The sequence below is a fragment of the Amaricoccus sp. W119 genome (assembly GCF_047275745.1).
Taxonomy (GTDB): Bacteria; Pseudomonadota; Alphaproteobacteria; order Rhodobacterales; family Rhodobacteraceae; genus Amaricoccus.
The window spans coordinates 13,776-33,071 of the sequence record NZ_JBKQWU010000019.1; the positions used below are offsets into that span (position 1 = coordinate 13,776).

At 70.1% G+C, this 19,296-nt stretch carries 20 protein-coding genes; 19 read left to right on the top strand and 1 reads right to left on the bottom strand.

The window, feature by feature from the left end; genetic code table 11:
* Positions 1–37: 37 nt before the first annotated feature.
* The 19 genes from ACLJK8_RS11785 (at position 38) to ACLJK8_RS11875 (ending at position 17,178) form a co-directional block, all read left to right on the top strand.
* Positions 38–1,099 (top strand): 3-keto-5-aminohexanoate cleavage protein, encoded by a 1,062-nt coding sequence (locus ACLJK8_RS11785; protein WP_413150463.1) that lies wholly within the window; start codon positions 38–40, stop codon positions 1,097–1,099.
* Positions 1,100–1,106: 7 nt separating this feature from the next.
* Entirely contained in the window at positions 1,107–1,679 is a 573-nt protein-coding gene (locus tag ACLJK8_RS11790) for an RBBP9/YdeN family alpha/beta hydrolase (protein ID WP_413150464.1), read from the top strand.
* A 26-nt stretch (positions 1,680–1,705) separates the two neighbouring features.
* Entirely contained in the window at positions 1,706–2,677 is a 972-nt protein-coding gene (locus tag ACLJK8_RS11795) for a quinone oxidoreductase family protein (RefSeq protein ID WP_413150465.1), read from the top strand.
* Between the two features lie 17 nt (positions 2,678–2,694).
* Complete coding sequence (locus ACLJK8_RS11800) at positions 2,695–3,627, top strand: AMP-binding protein (RefSeq protein WP_413150467.1); 933 nt, start codon at positions 2,695–2,697, stop codon at positions 3,625–3,627.
* Between the two features lie 94 nt (positions 3,628–3,721).
* A complete protein-coding gene (locus tag ACLJK8_RS11805) occupies positions 3,722–3,853 on the top strand; it encodes a hypothetical protein (RefSeq protein ID WP_413150468.1) in 132 nt (43 codons plus the stop codon).
* Positions 3,850–4,101, top strand: coding sequence for a bacterioferritin-associated ferredoxin (locus ACLJK8_RS11810; RefSeq protein ID WP_413150469.1), 252 nt, complete (start codon positions 3,850–3,852; stop codon positions 4,099–4,101). Before ACLJK8_RS11805 ends, ACLJK8_RS11810 begins: the two co-directional genes overlap by 4 nt.
* Before the next feature lie 340 nt (positions 4,102–4,441).
* Complete coding sequence (locus ACLJK8_RS11815) at positions 4,442–4,633, top strand: hypothetical protein (protein WP_413150470.1); 192 nt, start codon at positions 4,442–4,444, stop codon at positions 4,631–4,633.
* 127 nt (positions 4,634–4,760) lie between these two features.
* Positions 4,761–6,167 carry an MFS transporter gene (locus ACLJK8_RS11820; protein WP_413150471.1) on the top strand — a complete coding sequence of 469 codons (1,407 nt, stop codon included), beginning with the start codon at positions 4,761–4,763 and terminating at the stop codon, positions 6,165–6,167.
* A 276-nt stretch (positions 6,168–6,443) separates the two neighbouring features.
* Positions 6,444–7,538 carry a YeiH family protein gene (locus ACLJK8_RS11825; RefSeq protein WP_413150472.1) on the top strand — a complete coding sequence of 365 codons (1,095 nt, stop codon included), beginning with the start codon at positions 6,444–6,446 and terminating at the stop codon, positions 7,536–7,538.
* 30 nt (positions 7,539–7,568) lie between these two features.
* Positions 7,569–8,729, top strand: coding sequence for an OmpP1/FadL family transporter (locus ACLJK8_RS11830; RefSeq protein WP_413150473.1), 1,161 nt, complete (start codon positions 7,569–7,571; stop codon positions 8,727–8,729).
* Between the two features lie 32 nt (positions 8,730–8,761).
* A complete protein-coding gene (locus ACLJK8_RS11835) occupies positions 8,762–8,983 on the top strand; it encodes a phasin family protein (protein ID WP_413150474.1) in 222 nt (73 codons plus the stop codon).
* Between the two features lie 121 nt (positions 8,984–9,104).
* Positions 9,105–10,763 (top strand): AMP-binding protein, encoded by a 1,659-nt coding sequence (locus tag ACLJK8_RS11840; protein WP_413150475.1) that lies wholly within the window; start codon positions 9,105–9,107, stop codon positions 10,761–10,763.
* A gap of 121 nt (positions 10,764–10,884) precedes the next feature.
* Positions 10,885–11,271, top strand: coding sequence for an alpha/beta fold hydrolase (locus ACLJK8_RS11845; protein ID WP_413150476.1), 387 nt, complete (start codon positions 10,885–10,887; stop codon positions 11,269–11,271).
* Positions 11,268–13,061, top strand: a complete 1,794-nt coding sequence (locus ACLJK8_RS11850) for an acyl-CoA dehydrogenase (protein WP_413150477.1) — start codon at positions 11,268–11,270, stop codon at positions 13,059–13,061. The genes ACLJK8_RS11845 and ACLJK8_RS11850 overlap by 4 nt, the downstream gene beginning before the upstream one ends.
* A gap of 12 nt (positions 13,062–13,073) precedes the next feature.
* The gene (locus ACLJK8_RS11855) at positions 13,074–13,418 is read left to right on the top strand and encodes a type II toxin-antitoxin system ParD family antitoxin (RefSeq protein ID WP_413150478.1); all 345 of its coding nucleotides are present in this window, start codon (positions 13,074–13,076) and stop codon (positions 13,416–13,418) included.
* Positions 13,418–13,543, top strand: coding sequence for a type II toxin-antitoxin system RelE/ParE family toxin (locus ACLJK8_RS11860; protein WP_413150479.1), 126 nt, complete (start codon positions 13,418–13,420; stop codon positions 13,541–13,543). Before ACLJK8_RS11855 ends, ACLJK8_RS11860 begins: the two co-directional genes overlap by 1 nt.
* A gap of 120 nt (positions 13,544–13,663) precedes the next feature.
* Positions 13,664–14,866, top strand: a complete 1,203-nt coding sequence (locus ACLJK8_RS11865) for an AAA family ATPase (RefSeq protein WP_413150480.1) — start codon at positions 13,664–13,666, stop codon at positions 14,864–14,866.
* 24 nt (positions 14,867–14,890) lie between these two features.
* On the top strand, positions 14,891–15,916 hold the full coding sequence (locus ACLJK8_RS11870; RefSeq protein WP_413150481.1) for a ParB/RepB/Spo0J family partition protein: 1,026 nt from the start codon (positions 14,891–14,893) through the stop codon (positions 15,914–15,916).
* Positions 15,917–16,071: 155 nt separating this feature from the next.
* Positions 16,072–17,178 (top strand): replication initiator protein A, encoded by a 1,107-nt coding sequence (locus ACLJK8_RS11875; protein ID WP_413150482.1) that lies wholly within the window; start codon positions 16,072–16,074, stop codon positions 17,176–17,178.
* 426 nt (positions 17,179–17,604) lie between these two features.
* Here ACLJK8_RS11875 and ACLJK8_RS11880 read toward each other — a convergent pair whose 3' ends face one another.
* Entirely contained in the window at positions 17,605–19,122 is a 1,518-nt protein-coding gene (locus ACLJK8_RS11880) for a hypothetical protein (protein ID WP_413150483.1), read from the bottom strand.
* Positions 19,123–19,296: the final 174 nt, after the last annotated feature.

A 19,296-nucleotide genomic window follows, 5' to 3' on the forward strand; every position in this document is an offset into this window, starting at 1 on the left:
ATCCCGAATCGAAATCCCGAACCGAAAGGACTGAACCATGAACTTCATGGATGGATCGCTCTTTCCCGAAAACCAGGAAAAGCTCGTCATCACCGCCGCCCCCTACGGCCCCGAATGGATGCCGGCGGACTTCCCCGAGGATATTCCCGTCACCATGGACGAGCATGTCCAGAAGGCGGTCGACTGCTACAACGCCGGCGCGACGGTGCTGCACCTGCATGTCCGCGAGCTCGACGGCAAGGGCTCCAAGCGGCTCTCGATGTACAACGAGCTTCTCGCCCGGCTGCGCGTCGCGGTGCCCGACATGATCCTGCAGGTCGGCGGCTCGATCTCCTTCGCCCCCGAGGGCGAGGGCGCGGATGCGAAATGGCTCTCCGATGACACCCGCCACATGCTCGCCGAGCTGACGCCCGCGCCGGATCAGGTGACGATCGCGATCAACACCAACCAGATGAACATCGTCGAGCAGATGAACGACGCCGACATCGCCGGCACCTCGATCGCCGATCCGATGCTCTATGAAGCCTATCGCGAGATGACGGTTCCCGCCGGCCCGGAATGGGTCGAGGAGCACATCCGCCGGCTGTCGGAAAAGGGAATCCAGACGCATTTCCAGCTCGCCAACATCACCCAGCTCGAAACCGTCGAGCGGATGATGCGCCGGAATGCCTGCAACGTGCCCCTGATCCTGACCTGGGTCGCGATCGGCGGCGGTTTCGATGCCCCGAACATCTACAACCTCGCGAACTTCGTCCGGGCGGTGCCGGATGGCGCGGTGCTGACGCTTGAATCGTCGATGCTGAACGTGCTGCCGGTCAACATGATGGCGATCGCCATGGGCCTTCACGTCCGTGTCGGCATCGAGGACAACATCTGGAACCAGAGCCGCACGGCGAAATTCGGCACCGTCGAGCAGATCGAGCAGATCACGCGGATCTCCCGCGAATTCGGCCGCGAGATCGCGACCGGCAAGGAAGCCCGCCGCATCTACCGGATCGGCGAATTCTACGGCTCGGCCGACGAGACGCTCGCCCGCAACGGCTTCGCGCCGAACCGGCTTCCCGGCCAGCGCGGCGTCTGGCAGCACGCGGCGGAGTGAACCAGCGATGTCCGGGGCAACCGTCCTGATCGTCCCGGGCCTGCGCGACCATGTGGCCGAGCACTGGCAGACGGTGCTCGCCACGCGGCTCACCCGGGTCCGAACCGTGCCGCCGATGGGCCGGGAGGACCTCGACCGCGCGAAGCGCTGCGACGCGATCGAGCGCGCGGCCCGGGCGGTCGAAGGGCCGCTCGTCGTCGTCGCGCACAGCGGCGGGGTCGTGATGCTCGCACATTGGGCGCGCACGACCCGCCGGCCGGTGCTGGGCGCGCTGCTCGCGACCCCGCCGGATTTCGAGCGGCCGATGCCGGAAGGCTATCCGACCATGGCCGCGCTCGAGGCCGGCGGCTGGCTGCCGGTCCCACGCGAAAGCCTGCCGTTCCCGAGCATCGTCGCCGCCAGCCAGGACGATCCGCTCGGCGCCTTCGGCCGCGTCGCGGAACTCGCGCGCGGCTGGGGCTCCCGTCTCGTCGACCTCGGCGCGGTCGGCCATCTCAACCCGGCCTCGGGCTTCGGCGAATGGCCGATGGCCGAGCGCCTGATCTCGGAACTCGAAACCGGAGCCCGGGCGGTCGCCTGACCGTCCGGGCCGAAGGGGAGGAAACCATGTCCCACGCCATTCGCATCCAGGAGACCGGCGGCCCGGAAGTCCTCCGGCTCGTGCCGGTCGAGGTCGGCGAGCCCGGACCCGGGGAGGCGCGCGTGCGCCACACCTATGTCGCGGTCAACTTCATCGACGTCTATTTCCGGACCGGCCGCTATCCGATGCCGCTGCCGGGCGGGCTCGGCTCCGATGCCGTGGGCGTCGTCGAGGCGGTCGGCCCCGGGGTCACCGACATCCGCCCGGGCGACCGCGTCGGCTATCTGCTCGGGCCGCAGGGCGCCTATTCCGATGTCCGGGTGATGCCGGCCGACGTGCTGATCCCGATCCCGGATGGCGTCCGGGATTCGACCGCGGCGACGCTGATGATGAAGGGCATGACCGCGCAGTACCTGTTCCGGCAGGTCTATCCGCTCCAGGGCGGCGAGACGATCCTCTACCATGCCGCCGCCGGCGGCGTCGGGCTCATCGCCTGCCAGCTCGCGCGCGCGCTCGGCGTCACCATGATCGGCACGGTCTCGACCGACGAGAAGGCCGAGGTCGCGCGGGCGAACGGCTGCGCGCATGTCATCGTCACCTCGCGCGAGGATATCGCGGCCCGTGTCCGCGAGATCACCGATGGAAAGGGCGTGCCGGTCGTCTACGACTCGGTCGGCAAGGACACGCTGATGGCCTCGCTCGACAGCCTCCAGCCGCGCGGAGTCCTCGTCAGCAACGGCACCTCGTCGGGGCCGGTCGTCGTCGACACGACGCTTCTCGCGATGAAGGGGTCGATCTGGCTGACGCGGCCCGCGATGATCCACTACGCGACGCCGCGCGCGCATATGCTCGACATGGCGCGCGAGGTCTTCGGCTGGGTGCTCGCCGGCCAGATCGAGAGCGAGCCGAGCCAGAGCTTCGCGCTCGCCGACGCCGCCGAGGCGCATCGCGCCCTCGAATCGCGCCGCACGGTCGGGGCGACGGTCCTCAGGCCCTGAACCCCCGGGAGGGCACCATGAACGGTTCCGTCCTCCGCCGGTCTCCCGTCGCCAGGCTCGTCGAGACGGCGGCCCGCGCCGGCGGCGAGATCGTGTCGTACCGGGTCGAGGGCGATCTCCACCGCCTGACCCGGGCCGAACTGGCGGCGCGGGCGCGCCGGCTCGCGGGCGCGCTCGCGGGCGCCGGGCTCGTGGCCGGCGATCACATCGCGACCCTGGCCTGGACCGGCCACCGCCACCTCGAGATCGCCTTCGCCGCCGGCGGTTCCGGCGTGATCGCGCAGGCGCTCGATCCCGGGCTTCATCCCGATGCGATCGTCCGCGCGGCGCTCGGGTCCGGCGCCCGCATGGTGTTCTTCGACCTGACCTTCATGCCGCTGATCGAGGAGATCGCGCCCCGGCTGCCGGCGGCGACCAGCTTCGTCGCGCTGACAGACCGCGCGGGCATGCCGATCCCGCCGGCCGAGGCGAGGCTCGTCTGCTACGAGGATCTCCTCGCCGGCGCTCCGGACACCTTCGACTGGCCGATGCTCGATGACGGGACCCCCGGCGCCCTCTCCGCGGAGGGACGGGACGGCCGGCTTTCGCCGCCGCCCGACATCGGCACCACCGACGACGACGCCACCGAACGGCAACTCGAACTCGACGGGGCGGAGATCGTCCTGTCGGCGATGCCGATGGCGCGGGCCGGCGGGTGGGGTGTTCTCGTCGCCGCCTGGCAGGCCGGCGCCACGCTGGTCTTCGCCGGACCGTGGCTCGACGGCGGTTCGCTTCGCGCGCTCGCCGAGAGCGAAGGCGCCACGGTCGTCGCGGCCCCGCCGCGCCTCTGGCGGGGCCTGCGCGCCCGGATCGAGCGCGATGGGGCGGTCCTCCCGCGCCTCCGCCGCGCCATCCTCGGCACCGCGGAGATCATCGCGATCCACCCGGAGCGCGATCCGCGCGCCGCCTAGATCACCCCCCTCCGCGGGTGGGGGGCGGGGCGGCCCGGCCGCCGATAGCATCGGATCAAGGACTGCGAGAAGCCACCCGATGGGAGAGACCGCCATGAACCCGCGCCTGAATCCGGACCTGAATCCGGACCTGAATCCGCGCATGAACTTGGACCGCGCCCGCGCCGCCTTTCCCCCATCCGCCGGCACGCGGGCGGGAACCGCTGGCCGGGAGGCGCGGCCATGATCATCTGCTCCTGTACCGGCGTGACCGACCGCGACATCCATGAGACGATCGCCTGGATGCGCGCCTCCGACGCGCATACGCTGATCACCCCGGGCAAGGTCTACCGCGCGCTCGGCAAGGCGCCGCGCTGCGGCGGATGCATCCGGCTCTTCGTCGAGCGCATGCGGTCCGACGAAGGGCTGGGCGTACCGGGCGACCTCCGCGCGCCCGCGCCGCGATGCGCCACGGCTGAGTCCCGGGCCGGCTGAACCTCGGGCCGGCTGAGTCCCGAGTCTCGGACGCTGGCTGAGCCCCGCGCCAATCCAACCCGGGGCTCCGCGCCCTCCTCCCGCCCATGATCCCGCCCATTATCCGGCCGATGATCCCGGCCGATGATCTCTCTGGCGCTGATCCCTCTGGCGCTGCGTGCCCGCGGGGGACCACGCCCGCGGGGCGCGCGACCGGCGGTTCCGCAGCATCGCGAGCGAGCGCGCGCCCGTCCGCCGCGCGCCAGCCACGCCCCCCTCCACGGGTGGGGGGACCGGATCGGGAGGTGGCGGATACGCTCGGATCATCGACGCCAAGAAGCGCCAGGATGGAGGAAACACGATGAACCCGCGGCCCCAACCCGTCACGATCGCACCCATCGCGATCGCACCCGTCACGATGGCACCCGTTCCGCCCTGCGCCCGCCTCGCGGCGATCTGCGCGGCGATCGATGGCCGGGAGGTCACCTGCCCCGCCACGGCCCGGCGCACCTGCGCGACCCTCGCCGCGCTGCGGTCTGAAATCGCGGCCTGAAATCGCAGCCTGAACTGGGCGGCCTGAACTGGGCGGGCCTCCCGGACCCGCCAACGAGACGGACCATCGCCGGAGCCCCGGCGGACATGACGCCTGCCTTTCTCGAAATCCCGTAGGAACCCAACAGATGAAAAGAACGAACCCGGCCGTTTCGACGGCCGCGGGAGCCGGATGGGCGTGGTACGCCGTCGGCATCCTGCTGCTCGCCTATATCTTCTCGATCATGGACCGGCAGATCCTGACCCTGCTGGTCGGGCCGATCCAGGCGTCGCTCGGTGTCAACGACACCCAGATCGGCCTGTTGCACGGCTTCACCTTCGCCGCCTTCTACGCGGTCATGGGACTGCCGATCGCCCGGATGATCGACCGCGGCAATCGCCCGGCGATCATCGCGACCGGGATCGCGCTCTGGAGCCTCGCCACCGCCGCGAGCGGGCTCGCCACCGACTTCTGGCATCTTGTCGCCGCGCGGACCGGCGTCGCCGTCGGCGAGGCGGTGCTGATCCCCGGCGCGGTCTCGCTCCTCGCCGACCTGTTCGCGCCCGAGCGGCGCGGCCGCGCCATGGGCATTCTCGGGACCGGCGGCCCGGTCGGCGCGGGTCTCGGCCTGCTCGCCGGCGGCCTCCTGCTCGGCCTCTTCACGGTGGCGCCCCCGGTCGTGCCGCTCCTCGGCGCGCTCGAACCCTGGCAGGCCACCTTCATCGCGGTCGGGCTACCGGGCGTCGCGATCGGGCTTCTGATGCTCATCGTGCCAGAGCCGCGCCGGGCGGGGGCCGCGCGCGGCGCGCAGGCGCCGGGCGTGCCGCTCTCGGCCACCATCGACTTCCTGAAGGGCAATGCGCGCACCTTCACCGCCGTGATGCTCGGCACCGGATCGCTCTTTCTCGCGGTCTACGGCTGGACCGGCTGGGCGCCGACCTATTTCGTGCGCGAGCTCGGCTGGACCTATCCGCAAGTCGGCAAGCTTCTCGGCGTCATCCTGACCGTCGCGGGCCCGGTCGGCGCGCTCGGCGGCGCCTGGCTCGCGGACCGCGGGCGCAAGCGCGGGGTGGCGACCGCCAATCTGCGGGTCGGCATGCTGAGCTGCGTCGGCATGGCGGTCGCGAGCACCGGCATGGTTCACGGCGGCGGAGAGGCGGCCTCGGTGGTGTTCCTCGCCCTCGGCGCGGTCTTCTCCTTCACCGTGATCGGCGTCGGAACCGTGATCATCCAGGAGACCGCCCCCGCGCCGATGCGCGGCCAGATCGCCGCGCTCTACACGGCGGTGCTCAACATCGTCGGCGCCGGCCTCGGCCCGGTCGCGGTCGGGGTGCTGACCGACTACGTGATCGGCGACGCCTCCGCCATCGGGACCGCGATCGTCGCGACCTGCGTGACCGCGAGCCTCGCCGGGCTGCTCCTCTTCCGCCTCGGCTTCGCGAGCTACGCCGCGACGCGCGCCGCGGCGGAGAACTGGCGCGCGCCGGCGCCCGTGCCCGTGCCGAACGAACCGGCGGCCTCGGCCGTCCCGGGGGCCGTCGCCGCCGCCCACTGACCGGCCGCTCCGCGCGATACGCGCCAGGCCTGACCTCCGAGCCCGCCTCCTAGGTTCGCTCCCTGGCCCGCCCCCAAGTCCGGGGGCGGGCTTTCGCTTTGCCTGTCGTGACGCACCGCCCCCCCGGCCAGAGGATGCGGGCCACAGAGACGCGGGCCAGGGGGCGCGGAACCAGGAGACGCGGGCCATACCCCCTCCACGGGTGGGGGGACCGGGAGGCGCCGCCGCCGCTATCCCTCCGGCCAAGCGCGACAGGCGCACCTGGAGGAGATCGCAATGCCCCCGTCGACCATCTACCCCACCCCCGGACACACCACCCTGGCCCCCGCCGCGACCCGGCCCGAGACGATCCGGCCCGCGGCGATCGAACACGGCTCCCGCCTCCGCGCCGGCCTCGAGCGCGCGACGGCGATCTGCGCCAATTCCTACCGGGGGGTGCTGCTCGCGCTCGCAGTGGCGGCCGCCGCCCGCTTCGTCTCCGACCATTACGGCGCGCCGGTGATGCTCTTCGCGCTGCTCTTCGGCATCGCCTTCAACTTCCTTGCCACCGACGACCGCTGCGCGCCCGGGATCGACTTCGCCTCGAAGACGCTGCTCAGGACCGGGGTGGCGCTGCTCGGCTTCCGGCTCAGCCTGACCGAGATCACCTCGCTCGGCGGCGACACGGTGCTCGCGACCGCGGGCCTTCTCGTCGCCACGATCGGCTTCGGCGTCGTCGCGGCGCCGATCCTCGGCCGGCGCTGGCGCTTCGGGCTCCTGACCGGGGGCGCGGTCGCGATCTGCGGCGCCTCGGCGGCGCTGGCGATCGCGGCGGTGCTGCCGAGGCGGGGCGATCTCGAGAAGGACACGCTCTTCACCGTCATGGCGGTCACCGCGCTCTCGACCGTGGCGATGATCACCTATCCGATCGTGACCCGGCTGCTCGGCTTCGACGACACCGAGACCGGCTTCCTGATCGGGGCGACCATCCACGACGTCGCCCAGGTCGTCGGCGTCGGCTATTCGGTGAGCGAGACCGCCGGCGGCGTCGCCACGCTCGTCAAGCTCGAACGCGTCGCCATGCTGCCGCTCGTGCTTCTCGCGATCACGCTCCTCGGCGGCGGCGCGGGCAAGGGCGCGGGCCTGCCGACCTTCCTGATCGGTTTCGTCGCCTGCGTGATCCTGAACAGCACCGGCGCCGTCCCCGAAGCCGCGCGGATCGCCGCCACCAACGCGTCGCAGTGGCTCCTGACCGTCGCCATCGCCGCCCTCGGCGTCCGCACCTCGATCAAGTCGATGCTCGACCTCGGCCCGCGCCATTTCGCCCTCGTCGTGGCGGAGACCCTGTTCCTGCTCGGCGCCGCGATCCTCGTGGTCCGCTTCGTTCTCTGACCCTCACCCATGCCTCAGGAAGCGAACCCCGTGAAATTCCCCCTCCTCGCCCTGCCCCCGGCCGCTCTGGCTCTGACCGCCCTGCCTCTGGCTGTTCTGGCCCCGGCTGTTCTGGCCCTGGCCGCCCCCTCGGCCGCCCTGGCCGGCGGTCTCGAAAAATCCGGCCAGCCGGTGACGCTGCTCTTCGAGAAGGGCGATGTCGTCAATCTCGAACTCGCCTACGGCATGCCGACCGTCACCGGCACCGACTCCCTCGGCAACGGGAGCGACGATTCCGCCGAGGATTTCCTGCGCTACGGCGGCGGCGTGAAGATGGATTTCAACGAGAAATGGTCCGCCGCGCTGATCATCGACGAGCCCTATGGCGCCGATCTCGCCTATGCGCCGAGCGATTTCGCCTTCGGCGGCGCCTTCGCCGATTTCCATTCGATCGCGGCGACCGGCCTCCTGCGCTACCGGATCAACGGGAATTTCAGCCTGCACGGCGGCCTGCGCCTCGCCCGTTTCGGCGGCGACGCGGCGACCGAGGGCGCCGCCTACGGGCCGCTGTCGGGCTATTCCTTCGAGGGGGACGACGACTGGGGCCTGGGCCTCGTGGTCGGGGCCGCCTACGAGATCCCGGAGAAGGCGCTGCGGATCGCCCTGACCTTCTCCTCGGCGATCGACTTCGAGCTCGACTCGCGCGAGACCTTCCCCGACGCCGCCGGCGGCCGGACCGTCGCGGGCACGACGCCGATCTCCATGCCCCGGTCGATCAATCTCGACTTCCAGACCGGGATCGCCCCGAGGACGCTCCTCTTCGGTTCGATGCGCTGGACGAACTACGAGGGCTGGGAGGTGCGCGCCCCCGGGCTTGCCGAGAACTTCGACGCGATCCTCGCCTCGAAGGACTACAACATCTGGAATTACAAGCTCGGCATCGGCCATCAGTTCAACGCGCACTGGGCCGGCGCCGCGCATGTGGTCTACGAGCCCGCCATCGGCAAGACGCTTGGCCCCCTCAACCCGACCGACGGCGCCTTCGGCCTCGGCGCGGGCGCGAGCTACACCACCGATTCCGGCGTCAGGATCAGCGGCGGTGTCGAGTACCGCCGGCTCGGCAGCTCGGACATCCAGGGCCCTCTGGCAAGCGCCGATTTCCGGGACAACGACGCGCTCGGCATCGGCCTCTCGATCACCGCGCCGTTCTGAGCGCCCCTCCCCCCCGAAACGATGAGACCGACATGACCACGCAAGACGAGACGAAATCGACCATGCCCGGCGCGACCAGGGCCGCCGCCCGCGCGAAGAACCTGCGCGCGCTCGCGGAGCTTCAGGCGGGTTTCGCACAGCACCGCGTCGAGATGTCGGCGACCTACGCCAGGGAACTCGCCGATCTCGCCCGCGCGGGGTCGGAGCGGACGATCGCCCCGATCGCCGACCTCCTGAGGAAGCCGGCCTCCTGAGAAACACGACCGCCGGCTGATCGCGCCGGCCCGGAAAACAAATGCGAACAAACAAATCGGAACAAACACATGCGAACGGCGGCGAGGGCCGCGTGAACCGCGAAAGGGTGGAAAAGTGAACATGTCCCCGACCAGTCCCCAGGGCAGGCCCGTGCCGCGGGAGATCGACGCCGATGCCTGTCCCTCGGTCGTCGCGCTCTTCGACGCGGCCGTCGCCCGCTTCGGCGACAAGCCCGCCTTCGAGTGTTTCGGCCAGACGATGAGCTACCGCGAGATCGACGCCGCCGCGACCGCGGTCGCCGCCTGGCTGCGGACCCGGCTCGGGGTGAGGACCGGCGACCGCGTGGCGCTGATGTGCCCGAACATCCTCGCCTTTCCGATCGCCATGCTCGGCATCATCCGGGCCGGGGCGGCGCAGGTGAACGTCAACCCGCTCTACACGCCGCGCGAACTGGCGCACCAGCTGAACGACGCCGGCGTCGAGACGATCCTCATCTTCGGAGGCTCCACCCCGACGCTCGCCGAGATTATCGGCGAGACGCCGGTCCGGACGGTGATCACCATCGATCCCGGCGACGGGATGCCCGGTGGCGCGCTCGACGGTGGGGCGCTTCCCACGCCGCCGGTCGATCCCCGGCTCGAAGGCGCGGTCCGCTTCGCCGATGTGCTCGCGGAAGGCGCCGGGCTCGCCTTCGAGCCGGTCGCGCTCACCGGCGACGACATCCTGTTCTTCCAGTACACCGGCGGCACCACCGGCCTCTCGAAGGGCGCGCTGCTCAGCCACCGGAACCTCGTCGCCAATACCGCGCAGTTCAAGGCCTTCCTGCCCGAGGCGACCGAGCCCGGCGCCGAGGTGCTCGTGCTCGCCCTGCCGCTCTACCACATCTTCGGGCTGATGATGATGCTCGCCTATGCCTCCATCGGCGCCCGGGCGGTTCTGATCCCGAACCCGCGCGACATGGACGCCTTCATCGACGCGATCCGGGACGCGCGGATCTCGGTGCTGCCGGCGGTCAACACGCTCTTCCAGGGGCTCACCATGCACCCGCGGTTCGAGGAGATCGACCTCTCGAACTACAAGATCGCCATCGGCGGCGGGGCGGCGGTGATCCCGGCGACCTCGGAACGGTGGAAGGCGCTGACCGGCCACCACATCAAGGAAGGCTACGGCCTGTCCGAGACCTCGCCGATCCTCTGCCTGAACCCGATCGCCCCGCACCCTTCATCGGGGGAGGCCTTCTCCGGCACCTGCGGCCTGCCGCTGCCATCGACCGAGATCCGGCTGCTCGACGACGAGGGCCGCGAGGTGCCCGAGGGCGAGGCCGGCGAGATCTGCGCCCGCGGGCCGCAGGTGATGTGGGGCTACTGGAACAACGAGCCCGCCAACGCCGCCGCCTTCACCGACGACGGTTTCTTCCGCACGGGCGACGTCGGCGTCTTCACGCCCGAGGGCTACGTCAGGATCGTCGACCGCAAGAAGGACATCATCCTCGTCTCGGGCTTCAACGTCTATCCGAACGAGGTCGAGGCCGCCGTCTCTGCCTGCGCCGGCGTCGCCGAATGCGCCTGCGTCGGCGTCCCCGACGAAAGGAGCGGCGAGGCGGTCCGCGTCTACGCCGTCAAGGCTCCGGGCGCGAGCGTCGGCGAGGCGGAGGTCATCGCGCACTGCCGGGGCGCGCTCGCCGGCTACAAGGTGCCGAGGCGGATCGTCTTCCTCGACGCGCTGCCGAAGTCGAATGTCGGCAAGATCCTGCGGCGCGAACTGCGCGCGCCGGCCTGAGGAGGAGGGAGAGATGCCCGTGCCCGCGGGCTACAGCGCCGCGACGCGCCGAGGGCGCCGGCAAGCCGGCGGTTGTGGGCGAATTGCTCGCTCTCGTCGTCGCATGACCGGGGAGAAGACCATGTCCACGCAACGCATGGAGACCGCGGCGGATCTGGCCGGTTCGGCGGTCGGGCTCACCGCCGCCGCCCTGGCGCGGCCGGTCGAGACCTGGGCGGCGTCGGTCACGATCGGCCGCGAGGTGCTCGCGAGCCTGACCGACGGCGCGGCCAGCGCCGCGGTCAAGGGCGACAAGCGGTTCCGCGGCCCGGTCTGGAGCTCGAACCCGGCAGGCCGGGTCATCGCGAGCCGCCTGCCGCGGGCCCGGCTCGAACTGGTCCCCCGCGGCCATCTCTTCGTCCTGACCGATCCCGCCGGCACGGCCGCGCGGATCGAGGAGTTCATCCACGACCGCGCGCGCCCGGCGCCGCGCGCCCCTTCCCCCCATTCCCCGAGGCACAGCCAATGACCAGCTACACCGCCCCCATCGACGACATCGCCTTCCTGCTCGGCCGGGTCTTCGACTTCGACGCCCAGATGGCCGGGCTCCCCGGCTGCGAGGAGGTGAATACCGAACTCGCGGTCAGCGTTCTCGAAGAGGCCGGCAAGTTCGCGAGCGAGGTGCTCGAACCCCTGAACCGCCCCGGCGACGAGGAGGGCTGCCGCCTCGTCGACGGCGCGGTCGTCACGCCGAAGGGCATGGCGGGGGCCTACCGCGCCTTCGCCGAAGCGGGCTGGACAACCCTCTCCGGCGACCCCGAACACGGCGGTCAGGGCCTGCCGCGCGTCCTCCAGCTGCTGCTCGACGAATTCCTCTGCTCGGCGAATCTCTCCTTCAGCCTGTTCCCGGGCCTCAGCCGCGGCGCCGTCGAGGCGATCGAGCGCCACGCCAGCCCCGAACTGAAGGCGATCTACCTGCCGAGGATGATCTCGGGCGAATGGACCGGCGCCATGGCGCTGACCGAGGCATCCGCCGGCACCGACCTCGGCCTTCTCACGACCCGCGCGGTCCCGAACGGCGACGGCGGCTATGCCATCACCGGCACCAAGATCTTCATCTCCTCCGGCGACCACGATTTCGGCGGCAATGTCGTCCACCTCGTTCTCGCCCGGCTGCCCGACGCGCCGAAGGGGGTGAAGGGCATCAGCCTGTTTCTCTGCCCGAAGTTCCTGCCCGATGCCGACGCCGATGCCGACGCCGGTGCCAGCGGTGGCCTCGGCGCGCGCAACGCCCTCTCGGTCGGCGCCCTCGAACACAAGATGGGAATCCACGCCCAGCCGACCTGCGTGATGAACTACGACGGCGCCACCGGCTGGCTCGTCGGCGAGCCCGGGCGCGGCCTCGCCGCGATGTTCACCATGATGAACGCCGAGCGGCTGATGGTCGGCATCCAGGGCCTCGGCGTCGCCGAGATGGCGAACCAGAAGGCGGCCGATTACGCGCGCGAGCGCCTGCAGGGCGCCGGGCCGAACGGTGCCCCCGATGGCACCCCCGGGCCGGTCGCGATCATCGCCCACGCGGACGTCCGCAAGATGCTCCTGACCGGCCGCGCCTTCATCGACGCCGCGCGCGCGCTTGGCGTCTGGACGGCGCTGCGGATGGAGACGGCCGCCCGCCACCCCGACCCGGAGATTCGCCGCGAGGCCGACGCGCTCGTCGCGCTCGTGACCCCGGTCATCAAGGCCGCCTTCACCGATTTCGGCTTCGAGACCGCCGTCGCCGCGCAGCAGGTCTTCGGCGGTCACGGCTACATCCGCGAATGGGGCATGGAGCAACTGGTCCGCGACGCCCGCATCGCCCAGATCTACGAAGGCACCAACGGCGTCCAGGCGATGGATCTCGTCACCCGCAAGATCGGCCTCGACGGCGGCCGCGTCGCGCGGCGTCTCTTCGCCACCATCGCCGCCGATATCGACGCCGCCGAACCCGCGCTCGGCGAGGCCCTGACGGGTCCGGTCCGCGTGGCACTCGGCCGTCTCGAAGCCGCGACCGCCCGCCTCTCCGGCGCCAGGCCCGATGAGGCCGGCGCCGGAGCGACCGACTATCTGCACCTCTTCGCCCTGGTCGCCTTCGGCTGGATGTGGCTGCGCATGGCCGCCGCCGCGACGCGGAACCCGGCCGCTTCCCGCGCCGAAGGCCGCAAGCGCGCGCTCGCCCGCTTCTTCGTGGAACGCATGCTGCCTCGGACCGCGGCGCTCGACGCCGCGCTCCGCGCCGGCCCGGATGCGACGATGGCGCTCCACCCGGAGGAGTTCTGACCAGCCGCGGCGATGAGAACCCGGCGCGGTCGGATCGGCGGGCATCCGCGCTCGCGCCTGTACCAGATATTGGTACAGGCTGCCGGACAGGAGGCCCGCATGGCACGGAATACATCCATTTCGCTGGGCGATCATTTCGCCGGTTTCATCGACGCGCAGGTTCGGACCGGCCGGTATGGCTCCGCCAGCGATGTCGTGCGGGCGGGTCTGCGACTCCTGGAAGAACACGAGGCCAGGGTCAGGGCGCTGGAAGCGGCGTTGATCGCGGGTGAGGCGTCCGGGGAACCGATCCCCTTCGATTTCGATGATTTCATTGCCCGGAAGTCCATTGCCCCAAAGCGCGCCGCGGAACCGTGATGAGAGGCTTCGTCCTCTCCCCCGCCGCGCAGGCCGATCTCGACGAAATCTGGGACTACACGGCCGAACGCTGGGGCCAGGAACAGGCCGCGCGCTCCCCCTGCCCTCCCGAGCCGCGCCATTGAAGCGGACCCCTCGCGCCGAGGTGCCCCCGCTTCGACGACCCACCCATATTCCTTGCGCAATTGAATGACCTATGGGACTGTCTTCGAAAATAACATTCAAATCATCGGTCGAGGCAGGAAATGGATGAAGTCATCAACCGGATCGGCGATCTCGCCGCGTCCGGGGAGCGCATGATCGAGAGACTCCGGCGCAAGGCCTTCCTTCCGGAAAGCCGCAAGGGGCTCGAGGTGCGGATCGGGATCGCCGAGGCGGCGCAGCTGCTCGGCTGTTCGACGAACCGGATCCGGATGGCCGAGGAGGATGGCCGCCTCCCCTCCCCTCCCCCGTCGGAGAACGGCCGCCGTCCCGGCTACGACATCGAGCAGCTGCTCCACATGCGCGATGTCCTCGGCGCGAGCCCGCGGCGGCGCGACGAGGATACCGCCGCCATCATCGCGGTGCAGAACTTCAAGGGCGGGGTCGGAAAATCGACCGTCACGACGCATCTCGCGCATTACTTCGCCGTCCAGGGCTACCGCGTGCTGGTCGTCGATTGCGACAGCCAGGCGACGACCACCACCCTCTTCGGCTTCAACCCGCATTTCAACGTCGCGCGCGAGGAGACGCTCTACCCCTACCTCTCGATCGACCCGACCGAGCCGGATCTGCTCTACGCGGTCAGGCGCACGCCCTGGCCCAATGTCGATCTCATCCCCTCCAATCTCGAACTTTTCGATGTCGAATACGAGCTCGCGGCGGCGGGATCGGACGGGCAATCCGTCCTGTCAACTCGTTTTAGATATTTGAAACAAGGACTTAATGATCTCGCGCGGAATTACGACGTGGTCATCCTCGACCCGCCGCCGGCGCTCGGGACGATCTCGCTCACGGTGATGCAGGCGGCGAACGCGCTTCTGGTGCCGCTCGCGGCGACGACGCCGGATTTCTGCTCGACCGTGCAGTTCCTGTCGATGATGGACCAGGTGCTGCGCCAGCTCGCCGACGCGGGCATCGAGGTCGAATACGGTTTCGTCCGGCTCATCTGCTCCAAGCTCGACAGCAACGATCCCTCCCATGCGATGGTCCGCGCGATCATGGATCAGACCTTCGGCTCCGCCCTGCTCCCGGTTCCGATCCTCGAATCGGCCGAGATCAGCCATGCCGCGCTCAGGATGATGACCGTCTATGAACTCGGGCGCCCGATCGGGACCGCGCGCACGCACAAGCGCTGCCGCGCCAATCTCGACGAGGCGCTCGGGCAGGTCGAGCAGCTCGTCCGGGCCTCCTGGGGACTGGCCTCCCCCGCACCCGCCGAGAAGGTTGTCCAGTATGCGGCCGGTTGATCCCGCTGCCCGGAGGGTCCGGTGATGGCCGGCAAGCAGAGCGACTATCTCGCCGACATTCTCGGCACGGAGGCGGACCCCCCCTCCCCCGCGCAGCCCCGGACGCGGCCGACGACGCTGCTCAACCGCGAATCCGCGCTCGACCGCGTGCGCTCCGGCGAAGTGCGCCAGGTCACCCAGCTGCTTCTCGACCCGGCCCGGGTGCGCGTCTGGCCCGGCAATGCCCGGATCCATGCGCGGCTCACCGAGGAGAACTGCCGCGACCTGATCGACTCGCTGATCGCCGAGGGCGGGCAGCGGGTACCGGCGGTCGTGCGCCGCGTCGAGGGCGACCCGGATCATGACTACGAGGTCATCGCCGGGACGCGCCGGCACTGGAGCATCGTCTGGTTGCGCGCGCATGCCTATCCCGAGATGCGCTTTCTCGCCCAGGTCGCCGCCCTCGACGACGAGGCGGCGTTCCGTCTCGCCGATATCGAGAACCGCGCGCGGCGGGATGTCTCCGACATCGAACGCGCGCGCAACTACGCCGCCGCGCTGGCGACCCATTACGGCGGGCGCCAGAAGCGGATGGCGGAACGGCTGCGCGTCTCGGAGGGGTGGCTCTCCAAGATGCTGCGGGTCGCGACGATCCCCGACCAGGTCCTCGCGGCCTTCGCCTCCCTCGACGATCTCGGGCTGAAGCCGGCCTATGGTCTCGCGCAGGCGCTCGGCGACAAGGCGGCGGCGAAACGCATCCAGGCCCGCGCCCGGGAGTTGGCGGCGTGCCGGGCGGCGCGGGCCGCGGCGGGCGAGACGCCGCCCGGCACGGCCGAGGTGCTCCGCGCGCTCCTCGCCGTCGCCCGTCCGGAGCCGGAGGCGCCGCCGCCGGAAGACCTCGACTACGTCTCCCGCCACGGCCGGCCGGCGCTCTCGGTCCAGTCGATCAATCGCCAGGGCATGACGCTGCGCCTGCACGCGGGATCGGGCGCCGGGACGGACGAGCTGGTCGAGGCGCTGCGGAGCATGCTCGAACGCCTGGAGGCGCGGGGCAGGGGTTTGCGGCGCTGATCTTTCCCCGGGGAAAGACCGGCCGATCCGGCGAGACCGGGCGGCGGTTTCCCCGGGGAAACTTTTCGCGGGCGCTTTTCCGGAAGCGCTTCCGGCATGATCCCGACCAGCGGCGCGCGCGCATTTTCCAGAAGTTTCCCCGGGGAAAGATTTCCATGGCCCGATCCACCGAGCAGGACCCGCCCAGACAGACCCCGCCCGAACAATTCGATCTCTTCCTGCCCTATCTCTCCGATCTGCCGCTGCGCGATCAGCGCGAGATGATGGAGCGCCCGTTCTTCAGCCTCGCCAAATCGAAACGCACCAGGCCGATCGAATACCAGAGCCCCGACGGCAAGGCCTGGGTCCATGTTTCCGCCAATCCCGACTACGGCATGGCGACGATCTGGGACGCGGACATCCTGATCTATTGCGCCAGCATCCTCGCCGACATGGCCCGGCGCGGGGTGAACGACATCCCCCGGACGCTTCGGATCATGCCCTACGATCTGCTCCGGTCGATCCACCGGCCGACCACGGGACGCGCCTACGACCTGCTCGGCCAGTCGCTCGACCGGCTGGTCGCGACCACGGTCAAGACCAACATCCGCTCCGACACGAGGCGCGAGGCGACCTTCTCCTGGCTCGACGGCTGGTCCCAGCTCGTCGATCCGAAGACCAACCGGAGCAAGGGCATGACGCTGCAGCTTTCGGGCTGGTTCTACGAGGGCGTGCTGATGACCGGCGGGGTCCTGTCGATCGACCGCGCCTATTTCGACCTCACCGGCGGGCGGGAGCGCTGGCTCTACAGGGTCGCACGCAAACATGCCGGCGGGGCGGGGGAAGGGGGGTTCGCGATCTCGCTCCCGACGCTCTTCGAGAAATCGGGCGCGGAAGGCCAGTACCGCCGCTTCAAGTTCGAACTCACCCGCATCGTCGAACGCAATGAATTGCCGGGCTTCGATCTCGCGCTCGAATTCGCCTCCGACAAGGCGGAGCCGGCGATCCGGATGACGCGGACCGGCGGGGAGGGCAGGGGGCTTGAGCCGGCGCTGATCCTTCGTCCCGCCACCCGCGCCGAAACCGCCATCACCGCCATCCCCGAACAGACGCTTGACCGCCTCCGGGCACGCTACCCCGGCTGGGACCTCGAGCGGCTCCGCGACGATTTCCTCGACTGGATCGCCGGCGATCCATCCCGGGTTCCGGACAACATCGACGCGGCCTTTTCCGGCTTCGTCCGGGCCCACGACCAACGCAACCGCCACCTGCACGGGAAGTAGCCACGTTCCCGAAATGTCGTGGCATGACATCACCGCGCATGACCGGACCCCCTGAACCGTCAGGGCTCAGCCCGCATTGAACATGCGGCTCCCGGGAAGCGGGGCGGGAGATTCAATTCGAAGCCTTGTGTTCCGGAGCGACGACACATCGGGAACGGGCATCGATCCTTCGGGAACGATTCACCGACACATCAGGAACACTACCGCCGACACATCGGGAACGCATGGCCGACACATCAGGAACAGGGGGAAGGATATTCAGAATAAAAAACAATGCCTTGCGCGTAGGGAACCGCCCTTTAACCTTTTAACCAATCTTATAACTATCTAAGCGTCCAGGGGACTTGGATCGACGCGGGAATAATGCTCCCGTTCACCGGGCATGCCTCCCGGCGCTCCGGTGGGATCAACAGCCATCGAACAGGATTACCTCGGAGAAATCCACGATGCCTCCGACCACTCCCGCGCGGATGCTTCACTCCATGTTGGGAAAGACGGGCGCTCAAGCGCCCGTTCGCGGAGCAGCCGGGCCCGGACGGCGGTGATCGTGACGAGGGCGATGATGAAGGGCAGTCCCGGGTCCGGGGTCCCGTTGATCATCGACGCGGCGACGATGCTCGCCAGGGCGGCGGCGCGGACACTGGCGACGATCGCCACGGTACGGGGCGAAGCCAGCCATTCCAGCGAGCCGAGCCCCCGGGCCGTCACCACGAGAAGCAGCGCCATCAGGAGGGTGCCCGCCAGCCCGAGCTGGGAGAGGACGGCCACGGGCCAGCTCGAGGCGCGCGAGCTTCCCATGCCGACACCAAGCATCGAGGTGTCGAAGAAGGCCTGGATGCTCTTGATGTTCCAGTAGGCCCGGCCCTGCCCGGATTCGGAACCGGCCTTGTCGAGAATGGAAGCGTGGACGAGATCGATCACCGGGTCGAAGGCCGCCTCCCTGTAGAGGGCGAGGGCGACGAGAGCGACCGCGCCGGCGGCGAGCAGCGCCAGCATGCGCAGGTCATCGCCGCGCAGGCGATTGGTCAGCAGGGCCCGGAAGATCCCCCAGGCGGCGCCGGCTCCGAGCACGAAGAGCCCGCCATAGGCGGTGGTCGAGGTCGAGACCAGGAGAAGGATCAGCAGCAGGGCGCTCAGCCATTTTGTCAGGCGATCGCCCGTATGGCGCCAGTAGGTGTAGCAGAAGGCGAGACAGGTCAGCGAGGCGGCGCTGAAGGAAGAGGGTTCCGGAAAGGCGCCGTTGACGCGCGCGAAACCGGCGCTCACCTGTTCGCTCAGCATGACATAGCTCGCGGTCCGGAGCGGCGCGAGGACATCGCTCACGCCCGCGTTCTTGCCGGCGAAGTCGAGGAGGCCCATGCCGGTGTGCAGCAGGCAGAGGAGCAGGAAGCCGCGGCGCACCTGTTCCAGCCGGTCCTCGCGCAGCAGCAGCGTCCAGAGGGCGATCGCGGTCAGGGTTCCCACGGCGAGGTAGCCGGGCTGGGTGATGTTGCCGGAGACGGGCGCGAGCATCGCCTCGACGACGCCGCCCTCGGGTGCCACGACGAAGACGGTGGTCTCGCCCAGGAAGAGACGCGGGAAGAGGATGGCGCCGATCAGGGCATAGGCGGTCAGGACGCAGAGTACCCAGGCCGGACGCACCTCGCCGAAGACCACGCCGAGATCGTGCCAGAGGCTCCGGCGCGCCGCGGCGGCGAGAACGAGCGCGCCCGCGAAGAAGGTATAGATGAGCGGCGTGGACCCGCCGATCGCCGACAGGGTCGCGATCGCGGTCGAGCCGAAGGCGAGGGAGGCGATGAGACCGATGATCAGCGTGCCCCCGAGGGAACGGTCAGCGGGGGAACGGGGAACAGGGGGGCGGTCGGCGGGCGAACGGGCGGCGAGGACGTAGCCGGCGAGCATGAGCGCGCCGCAGACCAGAAAACCCATGAGCGAGGGTTGCACCGACAGTTCCCGTTTCCGACCGCGCCGGGCCCGATGATGGCCTTGCCGGGCCCGCGAGGGGTCCCGGGCCATGCGGCGGGGGAGGGCTCCCTCCTTCGGGGGAGGGCCTGGCCCGGGAGTCCGGACCCCTACGCCGATCGGCGTAGGTCCTGACCGTTCGGCCGGGGTGGCGCG

Bases quoted from the DNA above. Each gene is read 5' to 3' on its own strand.
- ACLJK8_RS11810 (WP_413150469.1), top strand. From the start codon at position 3,850: ATGATCATCTGCTCCTGTACCGGCGTGACCGACCGCGACATCCATGAG.
- ACLJK8_RS11835 (WP_413150474.1), top strand. From the start codon at position 8,762: ATGACCACGCAAGACGAGACGAAATCGACCATGCCCGGCGCGACCAGG.
- ACLJK8_RS11840 (WP_413150475.1), top strand. From the start codon at position 9,105: ATGTCCCCGACCAGTCCCCAGGGCAGGCCCGTGCCGCGGGAGATCGAC.
- ACLJK8_RS11865 (WP_413150480.1), top strand. From the start codon at position 13,664: ATGGATGAAGTCATCAACCGGATCGGCGATCTCGCCGCGTCCGGGGAG.
- ACLJK8_RS11790 (WP_413150464.1), top strand. From the start codon at position 1,107: ATGTCCGGGGCAACCGTCCTGATCGTCCCGGGCCTGCGCGACCATGTG.
- ACLJK8_RS11815 (WP_413150470.1), top strand. From the start codon at position 4,442: ATGAACCCGCGGCCCCAACCCGTCACGATCGCACCCATCGCGATCGCA.
- ACLJK8_RS11860 (WP_413150479.1), top strand. From the start codon at position 13,418: ATGAGAGGCTTCGTCCTCTCCCCCGCCGCGCAGGCCGATCTCGACGAA.
- ACLJK8_RS11820 (WP_413150471.1), top strand. From the start codon at position 4,761: ATGAAAAGAACGAACCCGGCCGTTTCGACGGCCGCGGGAGCCGGATGG.
- ACLJK8_RS11850 (WP_413150477.1), top strand. From the start codon at position 11,268: ATGACCAGCTACACCGCCCCCATCGACGACATCGCCTTCCTGCTCGGC.
- ACLJK8_RS11870 (WP_413150481.1), top strand. From the start codon at position 14,891: ATGGCCGGCAAGCAGAGCGACTATCTCGCCGACATTCTCGGCACGGAG.
- ACLJK8_RS11795 (WP_413150465.1), top strand. From the start codon at position 1,706: ATGTCCCACGCCATTCGCATCCAGGAGACCGGCGGCCCGGAAGTCCTC.
- ACLJK8_RS11785 (WP_413150463.1), top strand. From the start codon at position 38: ATGAACTTCATGGATGGATCGCTCTTTCCCGAAAACCAGGAAAAGCTC.
- ACLJK8_RS11845 (WP_413150476.1), top strand. From the start codon at position 10,885: ATGTCCACGCAACGCATGGAGACCGCGGCGGATCTGGCCGGTTCGGCG.
- ACLJK8_RS11825 (WP_413150472.1), top strand. From the start codon at position 6,444: ATGCCCCCGTCGACCATCTACCCCACCCCCGGACACACCACCCTGGCC.
- ACLJK8_RS11805 (WP_413150468.1), top strand. From the start codon at position 3,722: ATGAACCCGCGCCTGAATCCGGACCTGAATCCGGACCTGAATCCGCGC.
- ACLJK8_RS11875 (WP_413150482.1), top strand. From the start codon at position 16,072: ATGGCCCGATCCACCGAGCAGGACCCGCCCAGACAGACCCCGCCCGAA.
- ACLJK8_RS11855 (WP_413150478.1), top strand. From the start codon at position 13,074: ATGAGAACCCGGCGCGGTCGGATCGGCGGGCATCCGCGCTCGCGCCTG.
- ACLJK8_RS11800 (WP_413150467.1), top strand. From the start codon at position 2,695: ATGAACGGTTCCGTCCTCCGCCGGTCTCCCGTCGCCAGGCTCGTCGAG.